Annotated in this window: 19 protein-coding genes; 7 read left to right on the forward strand and 12 right to left on the reverse strand. The window is 59.7% G+C overall.

All coding sequences use genetic code 11. The features are described from left to right. Positions 1–6 precede the first annotated feature (6 nt). From J2X66_RS24485 to J2X66_RS24500, 4 genes are all read left to right on the forward strand, one after another. Entirely contained in the window at positions 7–1,242 is a 1,236-nt protein-coding gene (locus tag J2X66_RS24485; RefSeq protein WP_310269682.1) for a YcaO-like family protein, read from the forward strand. After that, entirely contained in the window at positions 1,239–2,183 is a 945-nt protein-coding gene (locus J2X66_RS24490) for a class I SAM-dependent methyltransferase (protein ID WP_310269685.1), read from the forward strand. Before J2X66_RS24485 ends, J2X66_RS24490 begins: the two co-directional genes overlap by 4 nt. Further along, positions 2,183–3,061, forward strand: a complete 879-nt coding sequence (locus J2X66_RS24495) for an alpha/beta fold hydrolase (RefSeq protein ID WP_310269688.1) — start codon at positions 2,183–2,185, stop codon at positions 3,059–3,061. The genes J2X66_RS24490 and J2X66_RS24495 overlap by 1 nt, the downstream gene beginning before the upstream one ends. A gap of 146 nt (positions 3,062–3,207) precedes the next feature. Next, positions 3,208–4,533, forward strand: coding sequence for an OprD family porin (locus J2X66_RS24500; RefSeq protein WP_310269691.1), 1,326 nt, complete (start codon positions 3,208–3,210; stop codon positions 4,531–4,533). Between the two features lie 182 nt (positions 4,534–4,715). Here J2X66_RS24500 and J2X66_RS24505 read toward each other — a convergent pair whose 3' ends face one another. The 6 genes from J2X66_RS24505 to J2X66_RS24530 all read right to left on the reverse strand — a co-directional run bounded on the left by J2X66_RS24505 (position 4,716) and on the right by J2X66_RS24530 (position 11,303). Next, entirely contained in the window at positions 4,716–4,847 is a 132-nt protein-coding gene (locus tag J2X66_RS24505) for a hypothetical protein (protein ID WP_310270282.1), read from the reverse strand. Positions 4,848–4,859: 12 nt separating this feature from the next. After that, positions 4,860–5,192, reverse strand: a complete 333-nt coding sequence (locus J2X66_RS24510) for a DUF2790 domain-containing protein (protein ID WP_310269694.1) — start codon at positions 5,190–5,192, stop codon at positions 4,860–4,862. Positions 5,193–5,259: 67 nt separating this feature from the next. After that, positions 5,260–5,460 (reverse strand): co-regulatory protein PtrA N-terminal domain-containing protein, encoded by a 201-nt coding sequence (locus J2X66_RS24515; RefSeq protein ID WP_310269697.1) that lies wholly within the window; start codon positions 5,458–5,460, stop codon positions 5,260–5,262. A gap of 113 nt (positions 5,461–5,573) precedes the next feature. Next, positions 5,574–8,717, reverse strand: a complete 3,144-nt coding sequence (locus J2X66_RS24520) for a CusA/CzcA family heavy metal efflux RND transporter (RefSeq protein WP_310269701.1) — start codon at positions 8,715–8,717, stop codon at positions 5,574–5,576. Positions 8,718–8,782: 65 nt separating this feature from the next. Then, the gene (locus J2X66_RS24525; RefSeq protein ID WP_310269704.1) at positions 8,783–9,982 is read right to left on the reverse strand and encodes an efflux RND transporter periplasmic adaptor subunit; all 1,200 of its coding nucleotides are present in this window, start codon (positions 9,980–9,982) and stop codon (positions 8,783–8,785) included. Positions 9,983–10,031: 49 nt separating this feature from the next. Further along, positions 10,032–11,303, reverse strand: coding sequence for a TolC family protein (locus J2X66_RS24530; protein ID WP_310269705.1), 1,272 nt, complete (start codon positions 11,301–11,303; stop codon positions 10,032–10,034). Between the two features lie 477 nt (positions 11,304–11,780). Between J2X66_RS24530 and J2X66_RS24535 the strand changes: the two genes are divergently transcribed. Together J2X66_RS24535 and J2X66_RS24540 are read left to right on the forward strand one after the other, a co-directional pair. Continuing rightward, positions 11,781–12,455: a heavy metal response regulator transcription factor gene (locus J2X66_RS24535; protein ID WP_310269707.1), complete on the forward strand. Its 675-nt coding sequence runs from the start codon at positions 11,781–11,783 to the stop codon at positions 12,453–12,455. Next, positions 12,452–13,861 (forward strand): heavy metal sensor histidine kinase, encoded by a 1,410-nt coding sequence (locus J2X66_RS24540; RefSeq protein ID WP_310269710.1) that lies wholly within the window; start codon positions 12,452–12,454, stop codon positions 13,859–13,861. Before J2X66_RS24535 ends, J2X66_RS24540 begins: the two co-directional genes overlap by 4 nt. Before the next feature lie 108 nt (positions 13,862–13,969). On the opposite strand, the gene J2X66_RS24545 is transcribed toward J2X66_RS24540, so the two are convergent. The 6 genes from J2X66_RS24545 to J2X66_RS24570 are packed head-to-tail and all read right to left on the reverse strand — an operon-like array spanning position 13,970 to position 19,906. Further along, positions 13,970–15,712, reverse strand: coding sequence for an ABC transporter substrate-binding protein (locus tag J2X66_RS24545; RefSeq protein ID WP_310269713.1), 1,743 nt, complete (start codon positions 15,710–15,712; stop codon positions 13,970–13,972). Positions 15,713–15,759: 47 nt separating this feature from the next. Then, positions 15,760–16,032, reverse strand: coding sequence for a DUF2160 domain-containing protein (locus tag J2X66_RS24550; protein ID WP_027925091.1), 273 nt, complete (start codon positions 16,030–16,032; stop codon positions 15,760–15,762). Positions 16,033–16,042: 10 nt separating this feature from the next. Beyond that, entirely contained in the window at positions 16,043–16,843 is an 801-nt protein-coding gene (locus J2X66_RS24555; RefSeq protein ID WP_027925090.1) for a carbohydrate ABC transporter permease, read from the reverse strand. A gap of 8 nt (positions 16,844–16,851) precedes the next feature. Continuing rightward, positions 16,852–17,718 (reverse strand): carbohydrate ABC transporter permease, encoded by an 867-nt coding sequence (locus J2X66_RS24560; RefSeq protein ID WP_027925089.1) that lies wholly within the window; start codon positions 17,716–17,718, stop codon positions 16,852–16,854. Then, positions 17,715–18,812 carry an ABC transporter ATP-binding protein gene (locus J2X66_RS24565; RefSeq protein WP_310269718.1) on the reverse strand — a complete coding sequence of 366 codons (1,098 nt, stop codon included), beginning with the start codon at positions 18,810–18,812 and terminating at the stop codon, positions 17,715–17,717. Before J2X66_RS24565 ends, J2X66_RS24560 begins: the two co-directional genes overlap by 4 nt. Next, the gene (locus tag J2X66_RS24570) at positions 18,812–19,906 is read right to left on the reverse strand and encodes an ABC transporter ATP-binding protein (RefSeq protein WP_027925087.1); all 1,095 of its coding nucleotides are present in this window, start codon (positions 19,904–19,906) and stop codon (positions 18,812–18,814) included. The genes J2X66_RS24565 and J2X66_RS24570 overlap by 1 nt, the downstream gene beginning before the upstream one ends. A gap of 285 nt (positions 19,907–20,191) precedes the next feature. Between J2X66_RS24570 and J2X66_RS24575 the strand changes: the two genes are divergently transcribed. Further along, positions 20,192–22,042, forward strand: a complete 1,851-nt coding sequence (locus tag J2X66_RS24575) for a sigma-54-dependent Fis family transcriptional regulator (protein ID WP_310269723.1) — start codon at positions 20,192–20,194, stop codon at positions 22,040–22,042. Positions 22,043–22,107: the final 65 nt, after the last annotated feature.

The following is a 22,107-nucleotide window of genomic DNA, read 5'->3' on the forward strand; positions in this document are numbered from 1 at the left end:
CAAACCATGGACAGTTTCACACCTGCTGAACGAGACCTCCCCCTTGCGCAGGCCGAAGAACGGATTTACGCCGAACTGGAGAATCTGGGACTTCGCGCCGAGCCCCGCGTATTAGGCCAACAGATCGTCGCGGTGCAGGTCTGTGCCAGTTCCGGCAACCAGCGCGTCATCGCCCGGGGGGCGGGCAAGGGTTATCAGCCTCACGCCCATGTTGGAGCGCTTTACGAAACACTGGAGCATTATTTAAGCGATCACTTCAATACGTCCGACATTGATTGCATCGCCCCGTGTTATTTTGCCGAGTCTGAATTATTTATCGATGACACCGTCCTTTCACCCCTGATCGAACAAAACAACGCATTGACAGCCTGCAGAACTTATTCGGACGTTTTCAAACAAACTTCATTCTATTACCCGGTTGCTTTATGCACTCCCGACTATTCATCCAACCCACTGAAACAAGACACAACATACTACGGTGTGTTGCGACGTTACGCCTCTAACAGTGGAACAGCCATTGGCGCCAGTTACAACGAAGCCGTCTTGCATGCCGCCAATGAATGCATCGAACGCGATGCGGTCTCGTTGTTTCTGCTGGAACATTTTTACTACGAAAACCAGCCAGCGCTGCGCCGGGTCGCTCGAGTGACGGATGACGAAGAACTGGGCCGATTATGGCGAGATGCCGAATCGGAGATCGGAGCAGAAATCGCCCTGGTCGACATCAGCACCGAATTCCTGCCACACACGTTCCTGGCTTTCTCTACCGTACCTGGCACCCACCCCAACGTGTTCGGGAGCGGTTGCTCGATCAGCCCCCGGCATGGCGCATGGCGGGCGTTGACCGAACTCGTCCAGCTGCATCACACCGCCTCGGAGCCAGAACTGCAGTATTTCCTGAGTAACGCGCAACGGCACCTGAGCAAATTTCCGCGCCTGCTTCGCTGCCTGCAATTCGATCTGTCTCCACTGCTGAGTCTGTGCGAGCAACTCACGGTTCAATTACCCGACGCGGTCAATGAGCGCCCGTTGGCGGAGCAAATCAACTTGCTGGCCAACGACCTGCAGCGGCATGGGCGCACGCTCGGGGTAACCCAGCTGCATCAGACCCAACTGGGGACCACGCTGGTGAATGTGGTCATTCCGGGGCTGGAACGGTTTTTCGTGATATCCAGTGGCAATGTAGTGATCCCGCAGGCACGCGGACGGCGCCTGCAAAAACATCAGGAAGTGGCAGCATGACCCCTGCCTTTCGTCGAGAGCGCCACCTCACTCATGCCTTCGCCCATCGCAAAGCAATGCCAGACGAACTCGATGTCCACATCGAACCCTTCGGCCCGGGCCTGCACCATCTGTTCGTTTTACGCGTGAACGGCAACGATTGGGTCGGTCGCAAAGTCCTGCAACACCGCGACACTGACGGCTGGCACATCAGCAGCCTGCTCCAGCCCTGGATGCTGCTCGGGCCGTTGGCTGAATGGCAGTGGGGCAATCAAGGCGCAGTGATCTATTTCCGTGCGGTGTCTTTGCAGGAGAAGGAAACGGCGTTCACCAACGCAGTGGCGCAACCTGACGGCGAAGTGCGTTTCCCGTTTCCGGCCATGGATGACAGGGGTGTTGAATCGGTATGCCCGCCCGAGTATTGGCAGTGCAACGAGTCACTCGCCACACAGTTGAATGCCGACGAAACACATTTTCGCGAGTATTGCGCAAGCCTGCTCAAGACCCTGTCAGATCCTGGAGCAGTGATCCTTGATCCGGCGTGTTCGACGGGCGAATTCATCGCGCACCTGGCCACCGAACTCCCGGACCGTCAGTGTCTGGGCTCTGATCGCGCAGCGTCGATGATCGAACATGCCAAAACACGTCACGGCACGTCACCCGTGCGGTTCTACTGTGCCGACGCCCGCAACGTCGCAACAGCCGGCATCACATGCGATGTGCTGATACTGCGTTTCCTCAATGCCGAAGTGATGACGCGCGAGGACGCACAGAAAGCGTTCCGCGAGTTGGCGGCATGCGTTAAGCCGGGAGGTACCCTTCTTCTTTTCGGCCATACACCGGTGTTGATCGCGGTGCCTTACATGGCGCAGTTGCTCAAGCTTGAGCTGATGTCCTGCGTTGCGGCCCGTCCAGGCCACACGGAACTGTTTCAGTTTTACCGGCTGAGGATGCCCCTCTGATGGTCAGAAACGGCTACTACCCGACAGACGACGGCCATCATCTCTATTGGGAGCGATACGGTACGCCAGGTGGCGAACCGATATTTTTTCTGCATGGCGGACCGGGTGGTCGCAGCAACCGCCATCACCTGGAGTTTTTCGATGAGCGTTGTTTCGACATCATTCTGTTCGACCAGCGTGGCTGCGGACGCTCCCTTCCCCAAGGCGAACTCCAGCACAACAATACCTGGCTTTGTGTCCAAGACATCGAAGCCCTGCGCCAGCACCTGGGCTTCGAAAAAATCAGCCTGCTCGGCGTCTCCTGGGGAACCTGGCTGGCCATCCAGTACCAACAACGCCATCCAGAGGCTGTTCTGAAAACCACGTTGGTCTCTGTGTTCGTGCCGTTTGCGGCCAATGTAAGTGCCTACGATAAAGCCCTGAGTGACGGCTTGTCGGCAATGCCTCATGAAACCTGCGCCGCCAGTGCGGAGGCGATCTACCAGGCCCTGAACAACGGCTGTTCAACACAGCAGCGTCATGCGGCGCTTCACTGGTTGCGGGCGGCGTTGCAATTGAACGGACAATCGATGCCCCCTGGTGCACTCGAAGACTTCGTAGATGACGACGCCGTGCGCGGCATCCGCCTGGAATTGCACTACCACGTCAACCGGTACTTCTTCAGCGTGGATGACGAAAACCTCTCGCTCAACGCCGACACCCTGGTGATACAAGGCGTCAAAGACACCTTCGGTCTGTCCAGCCTGCGCTGGTTGCGCGAGCGCCAGCCCATTCACTGCCGCCTGCTACACGCCGGGCACAACGCATTCGAGTTGCCGGTATTGAAAGCCGTGCACCTGTCGTTGAAACGCGCGTATGCGCAGGCGCCTGCGACATGACGAAATTGTAATGCCCTCATCACCCTAGCGTTATCCGCAGCTTGCAACGATGTGACCCGGCGACCATGCCGGCGGGCCGATGCCCGCCGAACAATAAAACCCACGCCGATGCACGTTCCCGTTCTGCCGATCCCAAGGAGTGACTGATGGTTAACAATACAAAAATCTCGATGGCCGCGTTGGCTGTAGTGGTCGGCTCAGGGCCGTCCATGGTCCTGGCGGAAGATAAGGCCGAGGGGTTTATCGAAGGCAGCAGCCTGACGGTGCTCAACCGCAACTTCTACTTCAATCGGGATTACCGCCATGGCCAGTCGAGCCCTACCGGCAATGGATATTCCGAGGCCTGGGCCCAAGCCATCATCAGCAAGTTCGAATCCGGGTTTACTCAAGGCACCGTCGGAGTCGGTGTTGATGCATTTGCAATGATTGGCCTGAAGCTCGATACCGGTGACGGCCGCAACGGTGGCCGCAGTTCGTTCGACGTGCTGCCGGTCAACAGTGAAGGCGAAGCGCGGGATGAATACACCAAGGTCGGAGGCGCCGCCAAAATCCGGGCCTTCGATACGGTAGTCAAGGTCGGTGATGTGTTCCCGGCCGCCCCGGTCGTCGCAGCAGGTGATTCACGATTGCTGCCGGAAAGCTTTCGCGGCGTCACGGCGACCAACACCAGCCTCGAGGGATTGTCGGTTCAGGGCGGACGCCTGCATGCGATGAGTCAACCGGTGTCCAGTGACATGCGCGAAAACTTCGCGACGTTTTACGCCGGCCCGGTCAATTCACCGTGGATCGCTTACGGTGGCGGTGACTATGCGCTGAACAAGAACCTCAGCGTCAGCCTGTACTCCAGCCGCCTCAAGGATGCCTGGAATCAGTATTACGCCGGCACCGCGTGGACGTATCCGCTGTCGGACGACCTGTCGTTGTTTGGCGGTCTCAACTATTACAAGGCAGTCGATGAAGGTAAACAGTTGCTCGGCCAGTTCGACAACAACATCTGGAGCGGCCGGGCTGGCGTCAAATTCGGTGCGCATTCCGTGGCGTTGTCGCACCAGCGCAACAACGGTAATGACGACTTCGACTACCTGCGCCAGTCCGACTCGATCTTCCTCGACAACTCCATCCAGTACAGCGACTTCAACTCGCCCAAGGAACGTTCGTGGATGGTGCGTTACGACCTCGACATGACGACCTATGGCGTGCCGGGATTGTCGTTCATGACCCGCTACGCCCGTGGCACCGACGCCGACTATTCCAACGCCAACGCGGTGTACATGCGTCGCGATGCCGACGGCAATCCGCTGACCGACCAGAAGCGCTGGGAACGCGACATCGAAATCAAATACGTGGTGCAGACCGGCTCGCTCAAAGACCTGTCATTGCGCCTGCGCCAGGCCAATACCCGCGCCACTGCATATGAATCGGATCTGGATGAAGTGCGGGTAATAGTCGAGTACCCACTGGCGATTCTCTGACTTCACCGGGTTATATGCATTCACCTTTAGAAGCTCCTGGCTCCTTTGGTAAGAGGTGAATTTTTTGGCGTCCTTTGGGGCGCCTTTTTTTGCACCCGGATTTGGCGGGCTCATCCAGCATGTTCTTTGACTGCCCCAACGCTATCGCGGGCCGGCTCACTCCTACAGGGGGTCAGCGGTGATTAGCCGACTGGATCAATGTTTTCCAGTGCCTTGTTCACCGCCAGTTCGCCGAGCATGACGCCCCGCGCGATGCCCAGCAACGTCCTGCGGTGGGTGCCTTCCACAGCCTTAAACATCGCGAATTGAAACACGCAATGTAAGCCTTACCCTTCGCGCCTAGGACAATCCCCAGCCACGGTGTATTTGAGGGTGTTGAGTTGGCCCTTGGAGTCCTCATAGGTCATTGCGGCCGGCACCGCAGCGCAAGCCACTGGCGGGCGCACCACACTGACCACTTTCACCACGTCCAGCGTCATCCCGTACGCATAATCCTTCACCACCGGCGCGGCTTTACCCTGGTCGGCGGCGTACTGTTCCATGGCTTTGGCATTGGCGCTGAGCGCCCGCTCAAACGTGCGATCCCCCCCACCTTCAGCAAACACATTCAGGGATATCGCCATCACGCTGGCGAACGTCATCAACTTGATCAATTTCATGTTCATTACCTCCATAAAAAAGCCCATCACCGGAATTCGATGACGGGCTTGTTCCAGTGCGGCACGCTTACAAATCTTTGGTTTTATCGTCCTTCTTTTCATTGATGACGACGGTGTCGCGGGCCTGTTCCTTGGCGACGAACAGCTCAACGGAACGGTCTTTGGCCGCCATCATTCTTGCGAATGTCCTGTCGCCGCCACCGGCCGCCATGACCACAGAAGACATCACCAACGCCGCCGCAAACGCACCCAGTTTTACAAGTTTCATCTTTGATTCCTCGTTTAATTAACTAACGGGATCAAGGTAACAATCCGAACCTTTCGTGACGGTGGCGCGCAAATTACATATCCGTTATGTGCCAGGCTCGCTTCTACAAGGGGTCAGTGGGGGTCCTCATCCCTGCGATGGGCGAGCTGGTACAGCGCCGGCAAGATCAGCAACGTGAGGAGGGTCGAGGACACGATTCCGCCGATCACTACCGTCGCCAGCGGCCGCTGCACCTCCGCCCCGGTGCCGGTCGCCAGCGCCATCGGAATGAAGCCCAGCGACGCCACCAGGGCCGTCATCAACACCGGCCGCAACCGCGTCAGCGCACCCACGTTGATCGCATCAGACAGCGAACGCCCCTCCTCACGCAAATTGCGGATGAACGAGATCATCACCAGGCCGTTGAGCACCGCCACCCCCGACAACGCGATGAATCCGACGCCAGCCGAGATCGACAGCGGGATGTCCCGCAACCACAACGCCATGACGCCACCGGTCAAGGCAAACGGAATCCCGGTGAACACCAGCAGCCCATCCTTGAGGTTGTTGAACATCATGAACAACAAGCCGAACACCAACAGCAGCGCCACCGGCACCACGATCTGCAAGCGTCTGGCCGCCGACTGCAACTGCTCGAACTGCCCGCCCCAACTGGTCCAGTAGCCCGCCGGAACCTGCACATCGCGCTCGATCACCTCGCCCGCCTCTCTGACGAACGATCCAATGTCGCGCCCACGCACGTTGGCGCTGACAATTACCAGCCGTTTGCCATTTTCGCGACTGACCTGATTGGGTCCGAGCACCAGGTCGAGGCTGGCGACGTCCTTGAGCGCGATAAAGCCAATCTGACCGGCCGCGCCATTGAGCAGCGCCGGCACCGGGATCAGCAGCGCCGACAGGCCGTCGATGTCCTTGCGCATGGCATCGGACAGGCGCACCACCATGTCAAAACGCCGGTCGCCTTCGTACAGCGTCCCGACCTTGCGCCCGCCGACCGCCACCGCAATGGTGTCCTGCACATCGCCCACGTTGAGGCCATAACGCGCGGCCTTGTCGCGGTCGATGTTGATGGTCAGCACCGGCAGGCCGGTGGTTTGTTCAACCTTGACCTCGGAGGCGCCATCGACCTTCTGCAACGCTGCGGCCACCTTCGCCGCCGTGGCGTTGAGCACACCCATGTCGTCGCCGAACACCTTGACCGCCACGTCGCTGCGCACGCCGGAAATCAGTTCGTTGAAGCGCAACTGGATCGGCTGCGACAGTTCATAGTTGCTGCCCGGCAACGTCGCGGCGGCTTGTTGCAGTTCGGCCATGAGGGTTTCACGGGACTTGCCGGGGTCCGGCCACTGCTCTTTCGGCTTGAGCATCACGTAGCTGTCGGAGATGTTTGGCGGCATCGGGTCGGAAGCGATTTCGGCGGTGCCAGTGCGGGCGAACACACGCTCGACTTCCGGCACTTTGCCAAGGATCAGGGTTTCCAGACGCTGCTGCATGTCGACCGACTGGGTGAGGCTGGTGCCTGGCACGCGCAGGGCTTGCAGGGCAAAGTCACCTTCGCTGAGGCTGGGTACAAACTCGCTGCCCATGCGGCTGGTCATGACCCCGCTGAGCGCAATCACGCCCAAGGCCATGCCCACGGCCAGCGCCCGATGGCTCATCACCCAGGCCAACGCCGGCGCATAAACCTGGCGCGCGCCGCGCATGACCACACCCTCCTCTTCCTTGACCTTACCGGTCACGAACAGCGCAATGGCTGCCGGAACAAACGTCACCGACAACAGCATGGCGCCCAACAACGCAATGACCACGGTGAACGCCATCGGGTGGAACATTTTCCCTTCGACACCGCTCAAGGCGAAGATCGGCAGGTACACAACCATGATGATCAACTGGCCGAAAATCAGCGGACGCCGCGCTTCTTTGGCGGCTGCAAACACTTCATGAAACCGTTCGGAACGGGTCAGCAATCGCCCGTGATGCTGCTGCGCATGGGCCAGACGTCGCAAGGTGTTTTCAACGATCACCACGGCGCCATCGACGATGATCCCGAAGTCCAGGGCGCCAAGACTCATCAGGTTGGCGCTGACCTTGTTGCTGAACATGCCGGAGAAGGTGAAGAGCATCGACAGCGGAATCACCATCGCGGTAATCAGCGCCGCGCGGATGTTGCCGAGAAACAGGAACAGAATCGCGATCACCAGAATCGCGCCTTCAACCAGGTTTTTCTTCACCGTGGCGATGGCTTTGTTCACCAGGTGCGTGCGGTCGTACACCGGCACCGCGATCACGCCTTTGGGCAGGGATTTGTTGATCTGTTCAAGCTTGCCGGCAACCGCTTGCGAGACGGTTCGGCTGTTTTCGCCGATCAGCATGAACACCGTGCCCAGCACCACTTCGCGACCGTTTTCGGTGGCGGCACCACTGCGCAATTCGCGGCCGATGTCCACGTTCGCGACGTTCTTCACCCGGATCGGCGTGCCGTCGACATTGGCCATGACAATGTTGGCGATGTCCTCGGTGCTCGCCACTTGCCCCGGCGCACGAATCAACAATTGCTCGCCGCTGCGTTCGATGTAACCGGCACCGACGTTGGCGTTGTTGCGCTCCAGCGCCGTGACCAGATCGGTGAGGGTCAACTTGTAAGCCGCCAGCCGTTTCGGATCGGGAGCAATCTGGTATTCCTTGGAGAAGCCGCCGATGGTGTTGATCTCGGCGACACCCGGCACGTTGCGCAATTGCGGCTTGATGATCCAGTCCTGAATCACCCGCAGATCGGTCGGCGTGTACGGCGTGCCGTCGTCCTTCAACGCCCCGTCCTGCGCTTCCACCGTCCACAGGAAAATCTCGCCGAGACCGGTGGAAATCGGCCCCATCACCGCCTCCGCGCCCTCGGGCAATTGTTCCCTGGCGATCTGCAATCGCTCGTTGACCAGTTGCCGGGCGAAGAACAGGTCGGTGCCGTCCTTGAAGATCACCGTGACCTGCGACAGCCCCGAGCGCGACAGTGAACGGGTCTGCTCCAGCGCCGGCAAACCAGCCATCGCGGTTTCAATCGGGAAGGTGATGCGCTGCTCGGTTTCCAGCGGTGAGAACCCGGCGGCGCCGGTGTTGATTTGCACCTGGACGTTGGTGATATCCGGCACGGCGTCGATCGGCAGTTTTTGATAACTGGCGATGCCGAGGCCGGCCATGAGCAAAACGGCGAGCAGCACGATGATGCGCTGCTCGATGGCAAACTGGATCAGGCGTTCGAACATGAGAACCTTCTCGTCGAGGGGGCGTATCGGTGGGAGTCTTCAGTCACTGTCTGCGGTGAGCGTCTTTAGTGAGCGTGCTCAGCCGAGGCTTTGCCCAGTTCCGATTTGAGGATGAAGCTGCCGGCAGCAGCGACCTGCACGCCCGGCTCCAGCCCCTGGGTGATTTCCACCTGACCGGCCGCGCGACTGCCCAGCTCCACCGCTTGTGCCTTGAAGCCGTCGTCGGTGCGCACGAACACCGTGGGTTTGTCCTCGACCGTCTGGATCGCGGTTTCCGGGATGACGACCTTGGCCTGGCGGCTGTCGGTGGCGACCCGGGCAGCGACGAACAGCCCCGGACGCCAGGAGCCTTGCGGGTTCTGCAGAGTGACGCGGACCGTCGCGGTACGCGTCTGTTCGCCGAGCAAGCTGCCGACGAAAGCCACGGTGCCGACGACTTCGGCGTTCAATTCCGGGGCGCTGACGGTGACTGTTTTGCCCACTTGCACCTGGTTCAAGTCCTTGGGCGACACGCCGAAGGTCACCCACACCCGCGACAGATCCGAGAGCGTGAAAGCCGCCGTGGTTTCGTCAACCACCTCCCCCGGCGTCAGGTGTTTTTCCACCACCACGCCATCGAACGGCGCGCGCAACTCATAGCGATTACCGCCGGTGGCGACCACGCTGCCGCTGAGCACGCTGATCTTCTGCCGGGCATTGTTCAGGGCGATTTCGGCTTCCTCCAGCGCCTGGCGCGCCTGAAGGAAATCCTGCTCGGCGGAAATCTTGTCCTGCCACAACTGCTTCTCGCGCTCGTAAGTGGTGCGCGCCAATGTCAGGCGCCGCTGTGCGGCAGCCTGCTCACTGCGTTGATCGGAGATCTGCTGACTGGCGATCACCGCCAGCAACTGCCCCTTTTTCACCGGCTGCCCGAGATTGACCGACACCGACTCGACCACCCCCGGCACGCGTGGCACAACGTGGGCGGTGCGGTCTTCGTCGAAGCGTACTTCGCCGGGAAACGACAAACCGAGGCTGATGTTCTGCGCCCCGGCTTCGGCCAATTGAATGCCCGCTGTAGCCATTTGCTCGGCGCTCAACGTCAGGTGGCCTTCTTCGCCTTCGGCCTGTTCGCCATCGGCAGCGGCGCCTGCTTCGGCGTGGCCGGCATGTTCCGCCGCCTCATCGGCATGGGCGTCGATGGAGGCATTGCCCGTCCACATCGAACCGATGCCAATGCCCAGTGCCAACGTCGCTGCAGCGACAACAATCAGTTTTTTATCCATGGAAACTCCTCTGCGTCAGACCATCGCGCAGTCAGGTAAAAGGTGAAATTCAAGGGCTGACGGCCAGATCGCCAAAAATGCGTTCGATGCGCACCCGAGCGTCCGTCGCCTCGGCAACGGCCTGGATGTATTGGGTGCGGGCACTGATCAAGGTGCGCTGGGCATCGAGCACGTCGAGGAAGCCGAACTTGCCCATTTCGAAACCGCGGGTGGCGCTGTCGACGGCACTTTGCGCGGCGGGCAGGATGGTCTGGTTGAACGCGTTGACTTCGCCGTTGGCGGTCTGCCATTGCTCCAGGGTGGTCTGGATTTCGGTGCGCAAGCGCAGCTCGGTGGCATTGCGCAGGTCCCGCGCCTGATCAGCGCGGCGCGCGGCGGCCAGCACGTTGCCCTGATTGCGGTTGAACAGCGGAATCGGCATCGACAGCCCCACCACGTTCACTCGCTCGCGCTCCGTTTCGCTGTACTGGCTGCCGACACTGACGGTCAGATCGGGCATCCGCTGTGCTTTCTCCAGCCCCAAAGAAGCTTCACGCTGATCGATCTGCAATTTGGCCAGCCGCAGCTCGGCGGTTTCGTTCAGGCGTTCGAGCAACCGGGTCGGCGGCGGTACGGCGGGCATGCCTTGAGGAGCGGCCTGCACATTCACCGAGGTCGGCAGCGGTGAGCCCATGACCTGCGCCAATTGCTGATAGGCATTGCTCTGATCGCGTTCGGACCGGCTCACCTCCAGCCGCACTTCCGACAATTGCACCTGCGCCCGCGTGCCTTCGACCGGTGACGATTTGCCCGCCTCGATACGCCCTTGCGCCACGCGCACACCCTGCTCGGCGAGTTGCAGCGACTGACGGGACAACTGCAACCGCTGCCGGGCGGTCTGGGCGCCGGTAAACGCCTGGATCACATCGGCACGCAAGGCATTGCGCTGGCGCTCCAGCTCGATTCCGGCGGCGTCCTGCGCACGGCTGGCAACCTCGATACGTGCGCCGCGCTTGCCACCCAGTTCAATCGGCTGGCTGAGCATCACCGTGGTGGTGCGCGAATCGCGCCGGGTGTCTTCAGCCTCCCACGACACTTCGGGGTTGGGAATCAAGCCGGCCTGCTGTCGGTCCCCTTGGGCGATGCCGATTTCCCACTGCGCTGCCGCCAGGTCAGGGTTGCCGGCGAACGCCGTTTGCAGGGCCTGATCCAGCGTCAGCGTCGAGCCGGGCAAGTCCGCTGCGAAACCTGGACCGGCCAGCCATAAAAAACAGGTGGCACTCACCACCCGCCGCGTTTTTTTCAGGCGTGATCGCGCCGTCAGTTCTCTTAAACCGGGCAATGGCATACTTCCTTAAATCAAGAATCTTCGGTGCCGCCACGGTAAAGTTCTGAACTTATCGACAAGGTGACTGGAACATTACAAATCCGTTATCCACGGTTCTGGCAAGTTGTTTTGCTCTAGCATGCAAAGTACAAAAATCAACATCGCAATACACAGAAACAAATGCTCGGTGGTTATCCGCCGAACAGTACTTGCCCAAACTAAGTTCTCATGCAGCGGATGAAATCCTGGACACACGCACTGCGACAAGCCGTCGCATAGGGCCGGTTTAAAGGCACAGCAGCGATGTTTTTGGTTGACCCTATAGCCACTACAACCTTTACCTTGCACACCTTGATACGGAGAACCGCTGAAGCAAAATACGAAACCCGTACAATTCGCCGTTATTGAAACCCGTCCGGACGCCCTTACAAAACCAATAACTTTCCCGACCAACTTAGTTACATATCCTTTAAACAGAAATGGTGATTAATCATGCGAATCCTTGTCGTCGAGGACGAGCTTAAAAGTGCCGAATATTTACATCAGGGACTGACGGAAAGTGGTTACATCGTTGACCACGCGGCAACAGGGGCCGATGGACTGCATCTGGCCCTGCAACAGGTTTATGACCTGGTGATCCTGGACGTGAATCTGCCCGAACTGGATGGCTGGGGTGTACTTGAACAACTGCGGCATTCCCGCTCTACCCGGGTGATGATGTTGACCGCGCGCGGTCGACTGGCCGACAAGATTCGTGGCCTGGACCTGGGCGCCGATGACTACCTGGTCAAGCCATTCGAGTTTCCGGAATTGCTGGCGCGGGTACGCACCTTGATGCGCCGCAGCGAAAACATTCCGGTGCCACAGGTGCTCAAAGTCGCCGACCTCGAACTCGACCCGGGACGCCACCGCGCCTTTCGCGGCGAGCAGCGCATCGACCTGACCACCAAGGAGTTCGCGCTGCTGCATCTGCTGATGCGCCAGTCCGGCGAGGTGCTCACCCGCACCCAGATCATTTCGCTGGTGTGGGACATGAACTTCGACTGTGACACTAACGTGGTCGAAGTCTCGATCCGGCGCTTGCGGGCGAAAATCGATGACCCCTTCGACAACAAGTTGATTCATACCCTGCGCGGTGTCGGCTATGTGTTGGAGGCGCGGGAATGAGGCCGATGAGCCTGTCGCTGCGCCTGGGACTGACGGTCAGTATTCTCGGGGCGCTGTTGGTGGTGTTTCTGGCGAGCTTGGCGTATTTCGCCCTGACCCATGAGCTCAATTCGCTCTCCCGGGACAGTCTGGAAAAGAAAATGGCGCAGGTGGAACACAGCCTGTCGATGTACATCGATGCCAATGAAGTCAGTGGCAAACCGCACATTCTGCTCGATCAGGTCATGGGGCATGACAACCTGACGCTAACGATTTATGACCGCTCGAACCTGCGATCACCGCTGTTGAAGTCCGGCTCCGGCATGGCCGACCCGCGCGTCGAACTGAAGGTCATGCGGGCGGCCACCGATCAGCTGGCTTACTCCACCAGCACCGATGCCCAAGGCGTAAAGTTTCTGACCGCTTCCCGATTGATCCGCTTGAAGGACGGCACCAGCGTCCCGGTAATGCTGTCGATGGACAATGCCCACGATCAGGCATTGCTCAGTGCCTATCTGCGCACGACGCTGATGGCGTTGCCGTTGCTGCTGATCCTCATCGGCCTCTGTGCCTGGGCGGCCGTGCAGCGTGGCCTGGCACCGATGCGCGAGTTTCGTAAAGTGGCGGAGATGGTGTCGACGCAAGACCTCGACCATCGACTCTCGATGGTGAACATGCCGCAGGAACTCAGTGAACTGGCGCAGGGCATCAATTTCATGCTGCATCGCCTCGACAGCGGCGTGCAGCAGTTGTCGCAATTCTCCGATGACCTGGCCCACGAACTGCGCTCGCCGATCAACAACCTGATGGGCAAGGCACAGGTGACGCTCTCCCGTGAGCGCACGACGGATGAGTACAAGGACGTTTTGGTGTCGTGTACCGAAGAACTGGATCGCCTTGCGCGGATTGTCTCGGACATGCTGTTTCTGGCACAGGTCAGCCACCCGGCGGCGCTGACGCCTTTCGAGCTGATTGCGCTGGAAGATGAAGCCCTGAAAGTCGCCGACCTGTTTTCCCTGTGCGCACAGGACAAGCAGATTCAGTTGACTGTCATTGGCAGTGCCCGGGTGATGGGCGACCGGCTGATGATCCAGCGGGCGATCTCGAACCTGCTGTCCAACGCCCTGCGCCACTGCCCCGCCGGGCAAACGGTGTCGCTGCTGATTGAACAAGGCGCGACGCAGGTTTCCCTGCTGGTCAGCAACCCCGGTGCGGGCATCGAGGCGCAGCATCTGCCGCATCTGTTCGACCGCTTTTACCGCGTCGACAGCAGCCGCAGCCGTTCACAAGGCAGCACCGGACTGGGCCTGGCCATCGTGCGCTCGATCATGAGCCTGCATCAGGGCGGGGCGGAGGTTAAGAGCTTGCCGGGAGTGATGACGGTGTTTCGGTTGGGGTTTCCTGCGATTGAGGGGCTGGCGCACTGAAGCATCGGACTTCAGATATCCGCTGCCAGGGCCGCCCTCATCGCGGTGGGTCAGGCACCAACAAAAACGGCACCTTCCGGTGCCGTTCGCCTTAATCAGTACAGAGGTTTACTTACGCGCATCCGCCCAGGATTTCAGTAGCTCGTTGTAGCTCACGGTTTCGCCCTTCGGCTTCTCGTTCGCCAACTTGGGCTTCGGTGCACCCGGTTGATCGAACCAGTATTGCGCATCGCGCTCGGGGTTCATTTTCGGGGCGCAGGTGGTTTGCGCCTTCGAACGTTCCAGACGGGACATGATCGCATCCTGGTCCTTGGCCAGACCATCAAGTGCCTGTTGCGGGGTTTTCTCGCCGCTGGCCGCTTCGGCGATGTGGCTCCACCACAGTTGCGCCAGCCGCGGATAGTCCGGCACGTTGGTCCCGGTCGGGGTCCATTGCACCCGGGCCGGGCTGCGGTAGAACTCGACCAGGCCACCGAGTTTCGGTGCCAGGTCGGTCATCGCTTGCGAGTTGATGTCCGACTCGCGAATCGGCGTCAGGCCGACGATGGTTTTCTTCAGCGACACGGTTTTCGAGGTCACGAACTGCGCATACAGCCACGCCGCCAGTTTCTGTTTCTCAGGCGTGGACTTCATGAACGTCCACGAACCCACGTCCTGATACCCCAGCTTCATGCCCTCTTCCCAATACGGACCGCGCGGCGATGGCGCCATGCGCCACTTCGGCGTGCCATCGGCATTGACCACCGGCAGGCCCGGCTTGGTCATGTCGGCGGTGAACGCGGTGTACCAGAAGATCTGTTGGGCGATGTTGCCCTGGGACGGCACCGGCCCCGACTCGGAGAAGGTCATACCGGCGGCTTCCGGTGGCGCATAGGCCTTGAGCCAGTCGACGTATTTCTGCGTGGCAAAGACTGCCGCCGGGCCGTTGGTGTCGCCGCCGCGGGTCACACTGGAGCCCACCGGGTGGCAATCCTCGACGCGGATGCCCCACTCGTCCACCGGCAAACCGTTCGGCAGGCCTTTGTCGCCGCCACCGGCCATGGAGAACCAGGCATCGGTGAAGCGCCAGCCCAGGGACGGGTCTTTCTTGCCGTAGTCCATGTGCCCGTAGACCCGCTTGCCGTCGATTTCCTTGACGTCTTCGCTGAAGAATTTGGCGATGTCTTCATAGGCCGACCAGTTCACCGGCACGCCCAATTCGTAGCCGTACTTTTCCTTGAACTTGGCTTTCAGCTCCGGCCGTTCGAACCAGTCGGCGCGGAACCAGTACAGGTTGGCGAACTGTTGGTCAGGCAATTGATAGAGCTTGCCGTCCGGGGCGGTAGTGAAGGAAATACCAATGAAGTCCTTCAGGTCCAGGGTCGGCGAGGTGAAGTTCTTGCCTTCATTGGCCATCAGGTCGGTGATCGCCTCCGTCTTGCCATAGCGGAAGTGTGTACCGATCAGGTCCGAGTCGTTGACCCAGCCGTCATAGATGCTCTTGTCCGACTGCATCACGGTCTGCAGTTTTTCCACCACGTCGCCTTCTTGCAGCAGGTCGTGGGTCACCTTGATCCCGGTGATCTCGGTAAAGGCCTTGGCCAGCACCTTGGACTCGTATTCGTGGGTGGTCAGGGTTTCGGATACGACTTTGATGTCCATCCCGCGAAACGGCTCGGCCGCCTTGATGAACCACTTCAATTCCGCGAGCTGCTGGTCGGCCGTCAGGGTGGACGGTTTGAATTCGGCGCCAATCCATTTCTTCGCAGCGTCTTCATAGGCGTCGGCCCAGGCCGCAGCGCTCAACCCACTGAGTGCCAGCATGGCTGCCAATGAAATGCTATGTCGCAGCTTATTGTTTTTGTCGAACATAGAGACCTCCTGTTTGATTTTCGGAGCAACATTGCCGAGCGATTCGACTAGCCCCAACGCATCACAGCCAACAGCCACACCAGGGACAACGCGGACGCTACCCAGATGCTCCAGTCGGTGACGCCGATTACCAGCAAATGCAGGTAGGCGCTGCCGAGAAGACCGATAAACAGCCGATCGCCACGGGTGGTGGCAATCGGCAACAAACCCCGCCGAAGAATGCTCGGCGAACGTAATTCCCAGGTCGTCATGCCCACCAGAATCAGGCCAATGACAATGAAGAACGCCGCAGTCGGGACCGTCCAACTCATCCATTCCATCATCAGCTCCTCAGACCCGGCCGAGGGCAAAGCCCTTGGCCACGTGGTTGCGAACAAACCAGATCACCAGCATGCCCGGCAGGATGGTCAACACCCCCGCCGCCGCCAGCACGCCCCAATCGATGCCGGAAGCCGACACCGTGCGCGTCATCACCGCCGCAATCGGCTTGGCGTTGACCGACGTCAGCGTGCGCGCCAACAGCAACTCGACCCAGGAAAACATGAAGCAGAAAAACGCCGTGACGCCGATCCCGGAACCGATCAGCGGGATGAAAATCTTCACGAAGAACTTGGGAAAACTGTAGCCGTCGATGTAGGCAGTTTCGTCGATTTCCTTGGGAACACCGGACATGAAGCCCTCAAGAATCCACACCGCCAACGGCACGTTAAACAGGCAGTGAGCCAGCGCTACAGCGATGTGGGTGTCGAACAGCCCGATCGAGGAATACAGCTGGAAGAACGGCAGCAGGAACACCGCCGGCGGTGCCATGCGGTTGGTCAGCAACCAGAAGAACAGGTGCTTGTCACCGAGGAAGCGATAGCGCGAAAACGCATACGCCGCCGGCAGCGCCACGCTCAGGGAAATCACCGTGTTCAGGCTCACGTAATACAGCGAGTTAAGGTAGCCGGTGTACCAGCTCGGATCGGTGAAGATCACCTTGTAGTTATGCAAGGTGAAGTCCGAGGGAAACAGCGTCAGGCCGCCGAGGATTTCGGTGTTGCTCTTGAAGGACATGTTCAGCAGCCAGTAGATCGGCACCAGCAGGAACAGGATGTAGATCAGCAGTGGAATCAGCTTTCTCTTGCTCATGGCAGACCTCAGCGGTTGGCGTCAGAGTGAGTCATGGCGGTATAGAACAGCCAGGACACCAACAGGATGATCAGGAAGTACACCAGCGAAAACGCCGCTGCCGGTCCCAGGTCGAATTGCCCTACGGCCATCTGGGTCAACGTCTGACTGAGGAACGTCGTGGCATTCCCCGGCCCGCCACCGGTCAACACGAACGGCTCGGTGTAAATCATGAAACTGTCCATGAAGCGCAGCATCACCGCGATCAGCAGCACGCTTTTCAGCTTGGGCAACTGGATGTGCCGGAACACCGCCCAGGCCGAGGCCCGGTCAATCCGCGCCGCCTGGTAATACACGTCCGGAATCGCCCGCAGCCCGGAGAAGCACAACAGCGCCACCAGCGACGTCCAGTGCCACACGTCCATCACCAGCACCGTGACCCAGGCGTCCATGGTGTTCGACGCATAGTTGTAGTTGATGCCCATGGCATTCAGGCTCGAACCCAGCAGGCCGATGTCGGCACGGCCGAAAATCTGCCAGATGGTGCCGACCACGTTCCATGGAATCAGCAACGGAATGGCCAGGATGATCAGCACCAGCGATGACCAGCGCCCCTTGGTCGGCATGGTCAGGGCGATGGCGATGCCCAGCGGGATTTCGATCAGCAGCACGCAGGCCGAGTAGATGAACTGCCGCAGCAGCGAGTCATGCAGGCGCGGATCGAGCAGCACTTGCTTGTACCAGTCGGCGCCGACGAAGTAGCGGCTGGACTGATCGAAAATGTCCTGCACCGAATAGTTGACCACCGTCATCATCGGGATCACCGCACTGAAGGCCACCAGCAGGAACACCGGCAACACCAGCCACCAGGCCTTGTTGTTTTGCACCTTGTTCATGGCTGTGTCTCCAGCAGGTAATCATCGGCATAGACCATCAACCACTGCGCCGGAAAACTGATGTACGCCGTGCCTTCCGGCACCGGTTTGTCTTCGGCCAGGCGCACTTTCAGCGGCGCGCCGTCGAGGTTCAGGGTCAGGATCTTGTAGGTGCCCAGGTCTTCGATGTGTACGACCTGTGCCTGCATCGCGTCATCAAAGGGTTCTTCCCACACGTGGACGAACTCCGGACGGATGCCGACTTTCAGGGTTTTCCACTCGGACTCGGCGATGCGCTGCTGTTGCGCCTCGGACAGCGGCAGGTGCGTCGAGGCGAACCCCACGCCACCCGGTTGCGGCGTGACCTCGATCAGGTTCATCCCCGGGCTGCCGATGAAATAGCCGACAAAGGTGTGGCTCGGCCGTTCGAACAATTCCCGCGGCGTACCGAATTGCACGATCTGCCCGCCGTACATCACCGCAATTTTGTCAGCGAAGGTCGAAGCCTCCAACTGATCGTGGGTGACGTAGACCATGGTGATGTTGAACTGCTCGTGAATCTGCTTGAGCTTGCGCCGCAGCTTCCACTTCAGGTGTGGATCGATCACGGTCAGCGGTTCGTCGAACAGGATCGCCGAGACGTCATCGCGCACCAGCCCACGGCCCATGGAAACTTTCTGCTTTTCGTCAGCGGTGAGGTTGCTGGCCTTTTTGCTCAGCAGCGCCTGCAGGTCCAACACCTCGGCGATTTCCTGCACCTTGCTGTGAATTCTCGCCTCGGCCATGCCCTGATTACGCAGCGGAAACGCCAGGTTATCGAACACCGTCATGGTGTCGTAGACCACCGGGAACTGAAAAACCTGGGCGATGTTGCGCTTCTCCGGCGTCAGGTCGTTGACCGCTTTGCCGTCGAACAACACATGCCCCTGCGAGGGGCTGAGCAGCCCGGAAATGATGTTGAGTAAGGTCGACTTGCCGCACCCCGATGGCCCGAGCAACGCATAGGCGCCGCCCTGCTCCCAGATGTGATCCATCTCGCGGATCGCGTAATCCTCAGGGCCGTTGGGGGTTTTGGTGTAACTGTGGGCGAGGTTCTGCAAACGGATTTCGGCCATCAGGCAACCCTCGCGATACGGCGACCGGGCGCCTGGACCAGGCGTCCCTGCGCATCGAACACAAACAGTTTATGGGTCGGGATATAGATGCGGATCGGTGCGTCGACGTCGTACTCGTGAACGCCGGGTAAGTGCAGCACCAGCAGGAAGTGCTCGTTGCGCACGTGCAGGAAGGTTTCCGAACCACTGATCTCGGCGACCTCGACGGTCACGGCCAGCTCCAGGTCATCGTCGTTGCTCGGCACCAGCGAGATGTGGCTCGGCCGCACGCCAAAGCGGAATTCGCCCTCGCCCACCGGCCGCAAATCCACGTTCAACGGGAAGTGCACGAAATTGGCGAAGCTGACTTCGTTGCCGGCAATGCGCCCCGGCATCAGGTTGATCGGCGGCTCGGAGAACAGCTCTGCCGCGAGCACGCTTTGCGGCTGGTGATAGACCTCGGACGACTTGCCGCTCTGGATCACCCGACCTTCGTGAAGAATGGTCGTGGTGCCGCCCAGCGCCAGGGCTTCGTTGGGTTCGGTGGTGGCATAGATGGCGATGGTGTGGCGGGCCTTGAACAGCTCGCGCATTTCCTGACGCAGTTCTTCGCGCAGTTTGTAGTCGAGGTTGACCAGCGGCTCATCGAACAGGATCAGCTCGGCGTCCTTGACCAGCGCGCGGGCCATGGCCGTGCGCTGTTGCTGGCCGCCGGAGAGTTCAAGGGGATGGCGCTGGAGAAACTTCTCGATGCGCAGCATCTTCGCGGTTTCCAGCACTTTGCTCTGGATCAGCTCATTGGACACACCGCCCTGGCGCAACGGCGAGGCAATGTTTTCGAAGACAGTCATGGTCGGGTAATTGATGAACTGCTGATAAACCATCGACACGTTGCGCAAACGCACCGGGCGCTGGGTCACATCGACGCCGTTCATGAGGATGCGGCCGCTGTCGGGCTTGTCCAGACCGGCCATCAGGCGCATCAGGCTGGTTTTGCCGGACAGCGTGCGCCCGAGCAAAACATTGAAGGAACCGGGTTCAAAACTCAGGCAGGCATCGTCGATCCAGGTCTGGCCCTCGACGGTGCGGCTGACGTGCTCCAGGGTTAATGACATGGCTCGGCCTTTTTATTATTTGGAGTCAAGCGACCAGAGCTACAGAGCGAGTTTCGTGCCAGAAATTGCAAGCTATTGATCTGGTTTGAAAATCCTTCAGTGAAGGGTGTGAGCACTTTCGTTGCTGAACAGAAATGAACAACCGAGGCTGAACAACTGAACAATCCGCTGGTTGACAATGAACAATAGTGAACAACACTCTACACACCGTTTTACTGCGAAATATTCCGAATTACGCACGGCGTTACCCACAACAAAAATAATAATGTTCAGAGATCGACTGCCATGGCCGCACCCGCCTCGCCGCTCTCCCACGACGCCGTCATTCAGGACTCATGGAAGCGTTGCCGCGCCTTCGGGCTTGATCATCAGAGTGCACCCGCGTTTGATCAGCTGCCGGCCGAAGGCATCGCACAATTGCTGGAGAGCCAGCATTCCCTGGTGCAAACCACGCATCAGGAAGTCTTGCCGTATTACGAAAACATCCTGAGCAATTCCAACTGCCTGATCATGCTCGCCGACAATCAAGGCCAGGTCCTCACGTCGTGGGGCACCCAGCGCTTTATCGAGCCGAGCCTGACCCGTGGTTTCAGCGCCGGCGCCAGCTGGATGGAGCGTTGCAGCGGCACCAACGCCATCGGCACCGCCCTCGCCTGCGAGCAGGCCGTGCACATCGAACACGATGAACACTTCCTGAAAGCCAATCGCTTCATGACCGGTTCCGCCGCGCCGATTTTCGATGCCGAGCGCAAAGTGATCGCGGTGCTGGACGTGTCCAGCGACAGCTACCTGCCGCCGTCCCACACCCTTGGCATGGTCAAGATGATGAGCCAGACCGTGGAGAACCGGTTGATTCTCAACCTGTTCCATGGTCAACACTTTCAACTGACGTTCAACACCGGGTTGAACAACCTGGATAGCCAATGGGCGGGGTTGCTGATTTTCGATGAGACGGGCCAGGTGCTGTCCGCCAATCGCCGGGCCGATAACTTGTTGGGCATCAGCCTGTCGCGGGTCAGCATCGAGAGTCTGTTCAAGGTGTCCCTGCTGGAACTGCTGAACCAGCCCGATGGCCTGCCGTTTGCCCTGCAAGCTTCGGGACGCAACCGCTTCCAGTGCCTGCTGAGGCGGCCGAAACAAGTACCGATTCAACCGCGACTGTTTTCTGAACCCAAGAGCGCTGAACCGGTGGTCGTGGCGGCAGCCGAAACGATCAGCCTCACCACCCTGCACTTCGGCGACAGCCGCGTGGAAAAAGCCGTGCGTCAGGCTGAACGCCTGCTGGAAAAAGACATTCCGCTGTTGATCCACGGCGAAACCGGGGTCGGCAAGGAAGTCTTCGTCAAAGCCCTGCACCAGGCCAGCTCCCGCAGCAAACAACCGTTCATTGCGGTCAACTGTGCGGCGATCCCCGCCGAACTGGTGGAATCCGAGCTATTCGGCTACGAGAAAGGCGCGTTCACCGGTGCCAACCAGAAAGGCAGCATCGGGCTGATCCGCAAAGCTGATAAAGGCACCCTGTTTCTCGATGAAATCGGCGACATGCCGCTGCCGACCCAGGCCCGGTTATTGAGGGTATTGCAGGAACGTTGCGTACAACCGGTGGGCAGCAGCGAGCTGTTCCCGGTCGATATCCGGATTATTTCGGCGACCAACCGTGCGTTGCGTGAGCAAGTGCAACTGGGACGGTTCCGCGAAGACCTGTATTACCGGATCGGCGGTTTGACCCTGGAACTACCGCCCCTGCGCGAACGCAGCGACAAGCAGGCGTTGTTCAAACGTTTATGGGAGCAGCACCGCGAGCCATCGCAGTGGGCCGGGTTGAGCCGCGAGGTGCTGGAACTGTTCGGCCGTCATCCGTGGCCGGGGAATTTGCGCCAGGTCAGCAGCGTGATGCAGGTGGCGCTGGCCATGGCCGAGGAGCAGCCGGTACGACCGGAGCATTTGCCGGATGACTTTTTTGTCGATCTGGAGATGGAGCCGGTGGATTCGCCTGAGGTACTGGCGGTGGATTTGAATGATATCGAGGATTTGAATCGGCAGTTACGGGCAGTTGGGGGGAATATTTCGCATCTGGCGCGTAGGTTGGGGGTAAGCCGAAATACCCTCTACAAACGACTGCGCCAGGCTGAATGACAAGGGATCGTTCCTACGCTCCGCGTGGGAATGCCTGAACGAACGCTCCGCGTTCGGCTCTGGGA

The organism is Pseudomonas sp. 3296, from assembly GCF_031456615.1.
Lineage (GTDB): Bacteria > Pseudomonadota > Gammaproteobacteria > Pseudomonadales > Pseudomonadaceae > Aquipseudomonas > Aquipseudomonas mucoides.

What these genes read in the sequence shown, in the direction of transcription:
- J2X66_RS24555 (WP_027925090.1), bottom strand. Translation starts at nt 16,843, where the DNA reads ATGAGCAAGAGAAAGCTGATTCCACTGCTGATCTACATCCTGTTCCTG.
- J2X66_RS24510 (WP_310269694.1), bottom strand. Translation starts at nt 5,192, where the DNA reads ATGAAATTGATCAAGTTGATGACGTTCGCCAGCGTGATGGCGATATCC.
- J2X66_RS24490 (WP_310269685.1), top strand. Translation starts at nt 1,239, where the DNA reads ATGACCCCTGCCTTTCGTCGAGAGCGCCACCTCACTCATGCCTTCGCC.
- J2X66_RS24535 (WP_310269707.1), top strand. Translation starts at nt 11,781, where the DNA reads ATGCGAATCCTTGTCGTCGAGGACGAGCTTAAAAGTGCCGAATATTTA.
- J2X66_RS24550 (WP_027925091.1), bottom strand. Translation starts at nt 16,032, where the DNA reads ATGGAATGGATGAGTTGGACGGTCCCGACTGCGGCGTTCTTCATTGTC.
- J2X66_RS24495 (WP_310269688.1), top strand. Translation starts at nt 2,183, where the DNA reads ATGGTCAGAAACGGCTACTACCCGACAGACGACGGCCATCATCTCTAT.
- J2X66_RS24485 (WP_310269682.1), top strand. Translation starts at nt 7, where the DNA reads ATGGACAGTTTCACACCTGCTGAACGAGACCTCCCCCTTGCGCAGGCC.
- J2X66_RS24540 (WP_310269710.1), top strand. Translation starts at nt 12,452, where the DNA reads ATGAGGCCGATGAGCCTGTCGCTGCGCCTGGGACTGACGGTCAGTATT.
- J2X66_RS24515 (WP_310269697.1), bottom strand. Translation starts at nt 5,460, where the DNA reads ATGAAACTTGTAAAACTGGGTGCGTTTGCGGCGGCGTTGGTGATGTCT.
- J2X66_RS24560 (WP_027925089.1), bottom strand. Translation starts at nt 17,718, where the DNA reads ATGAACAAGGTGCAAAACAACAAGGCCTGGTGGCTGGTGTTGCCGGTG.
- J2X66_RS24570 (WP_027925087.1), bottom strand. Translation starts at nt 19,906, where the DNA reads ATGTCATTAACCCTGGAGCACGTCAGCCGCACCGTCGAGGGCCAGACC.
- J2X66_RS24575 (WP_310269723.1), top strand. Translation starts at nt 20,192, where the DNA reads ATGGCCGCACCCGCCTCGCCGCTCTCCCACGACGCCGTCATTCAGGAC.
- J2X66_RS24565 (WP_310269718.1), bottom strand. Translation starts at nt 18,812, where the DNA reads ATGGCCGAAATCCGTTTGCAGAACCTCGCCCACAGTTACACCAAAACC.
- J2X66_RS24500 (WP_310269691.1), top strand. Translation starts at nt 3,208, where the DNA reads ATGGTTAACAATACAAAAATCTCGATGGCCGCGTTGGCTGTAGTGGTC.
- J2X66_RS24520 (WP_310269701.1), bottom strand. Translation starts at nt 8,717, where the DNA reads ATGTTCGAACGCCTGATCCAGTTTGCCATCGAGCAGCGCATCATCGTG.
- J2X66_RS24545 (WP_310269713.1), bottom strand. Translation starts at nt 15,712, where the DNA reads ATGTTCGACAAAAACAATAAGCTGCGACATAGCATTTCATTGGCAGCC.
- J2X66_RS24525 (WP_310269704.1), bottom strand. Translation starts at nt 9,982, where the DNA reads ATGGATAAAAAACTGATTGTTGTCGCTGCAGCGACGTTGGCACTGGGC.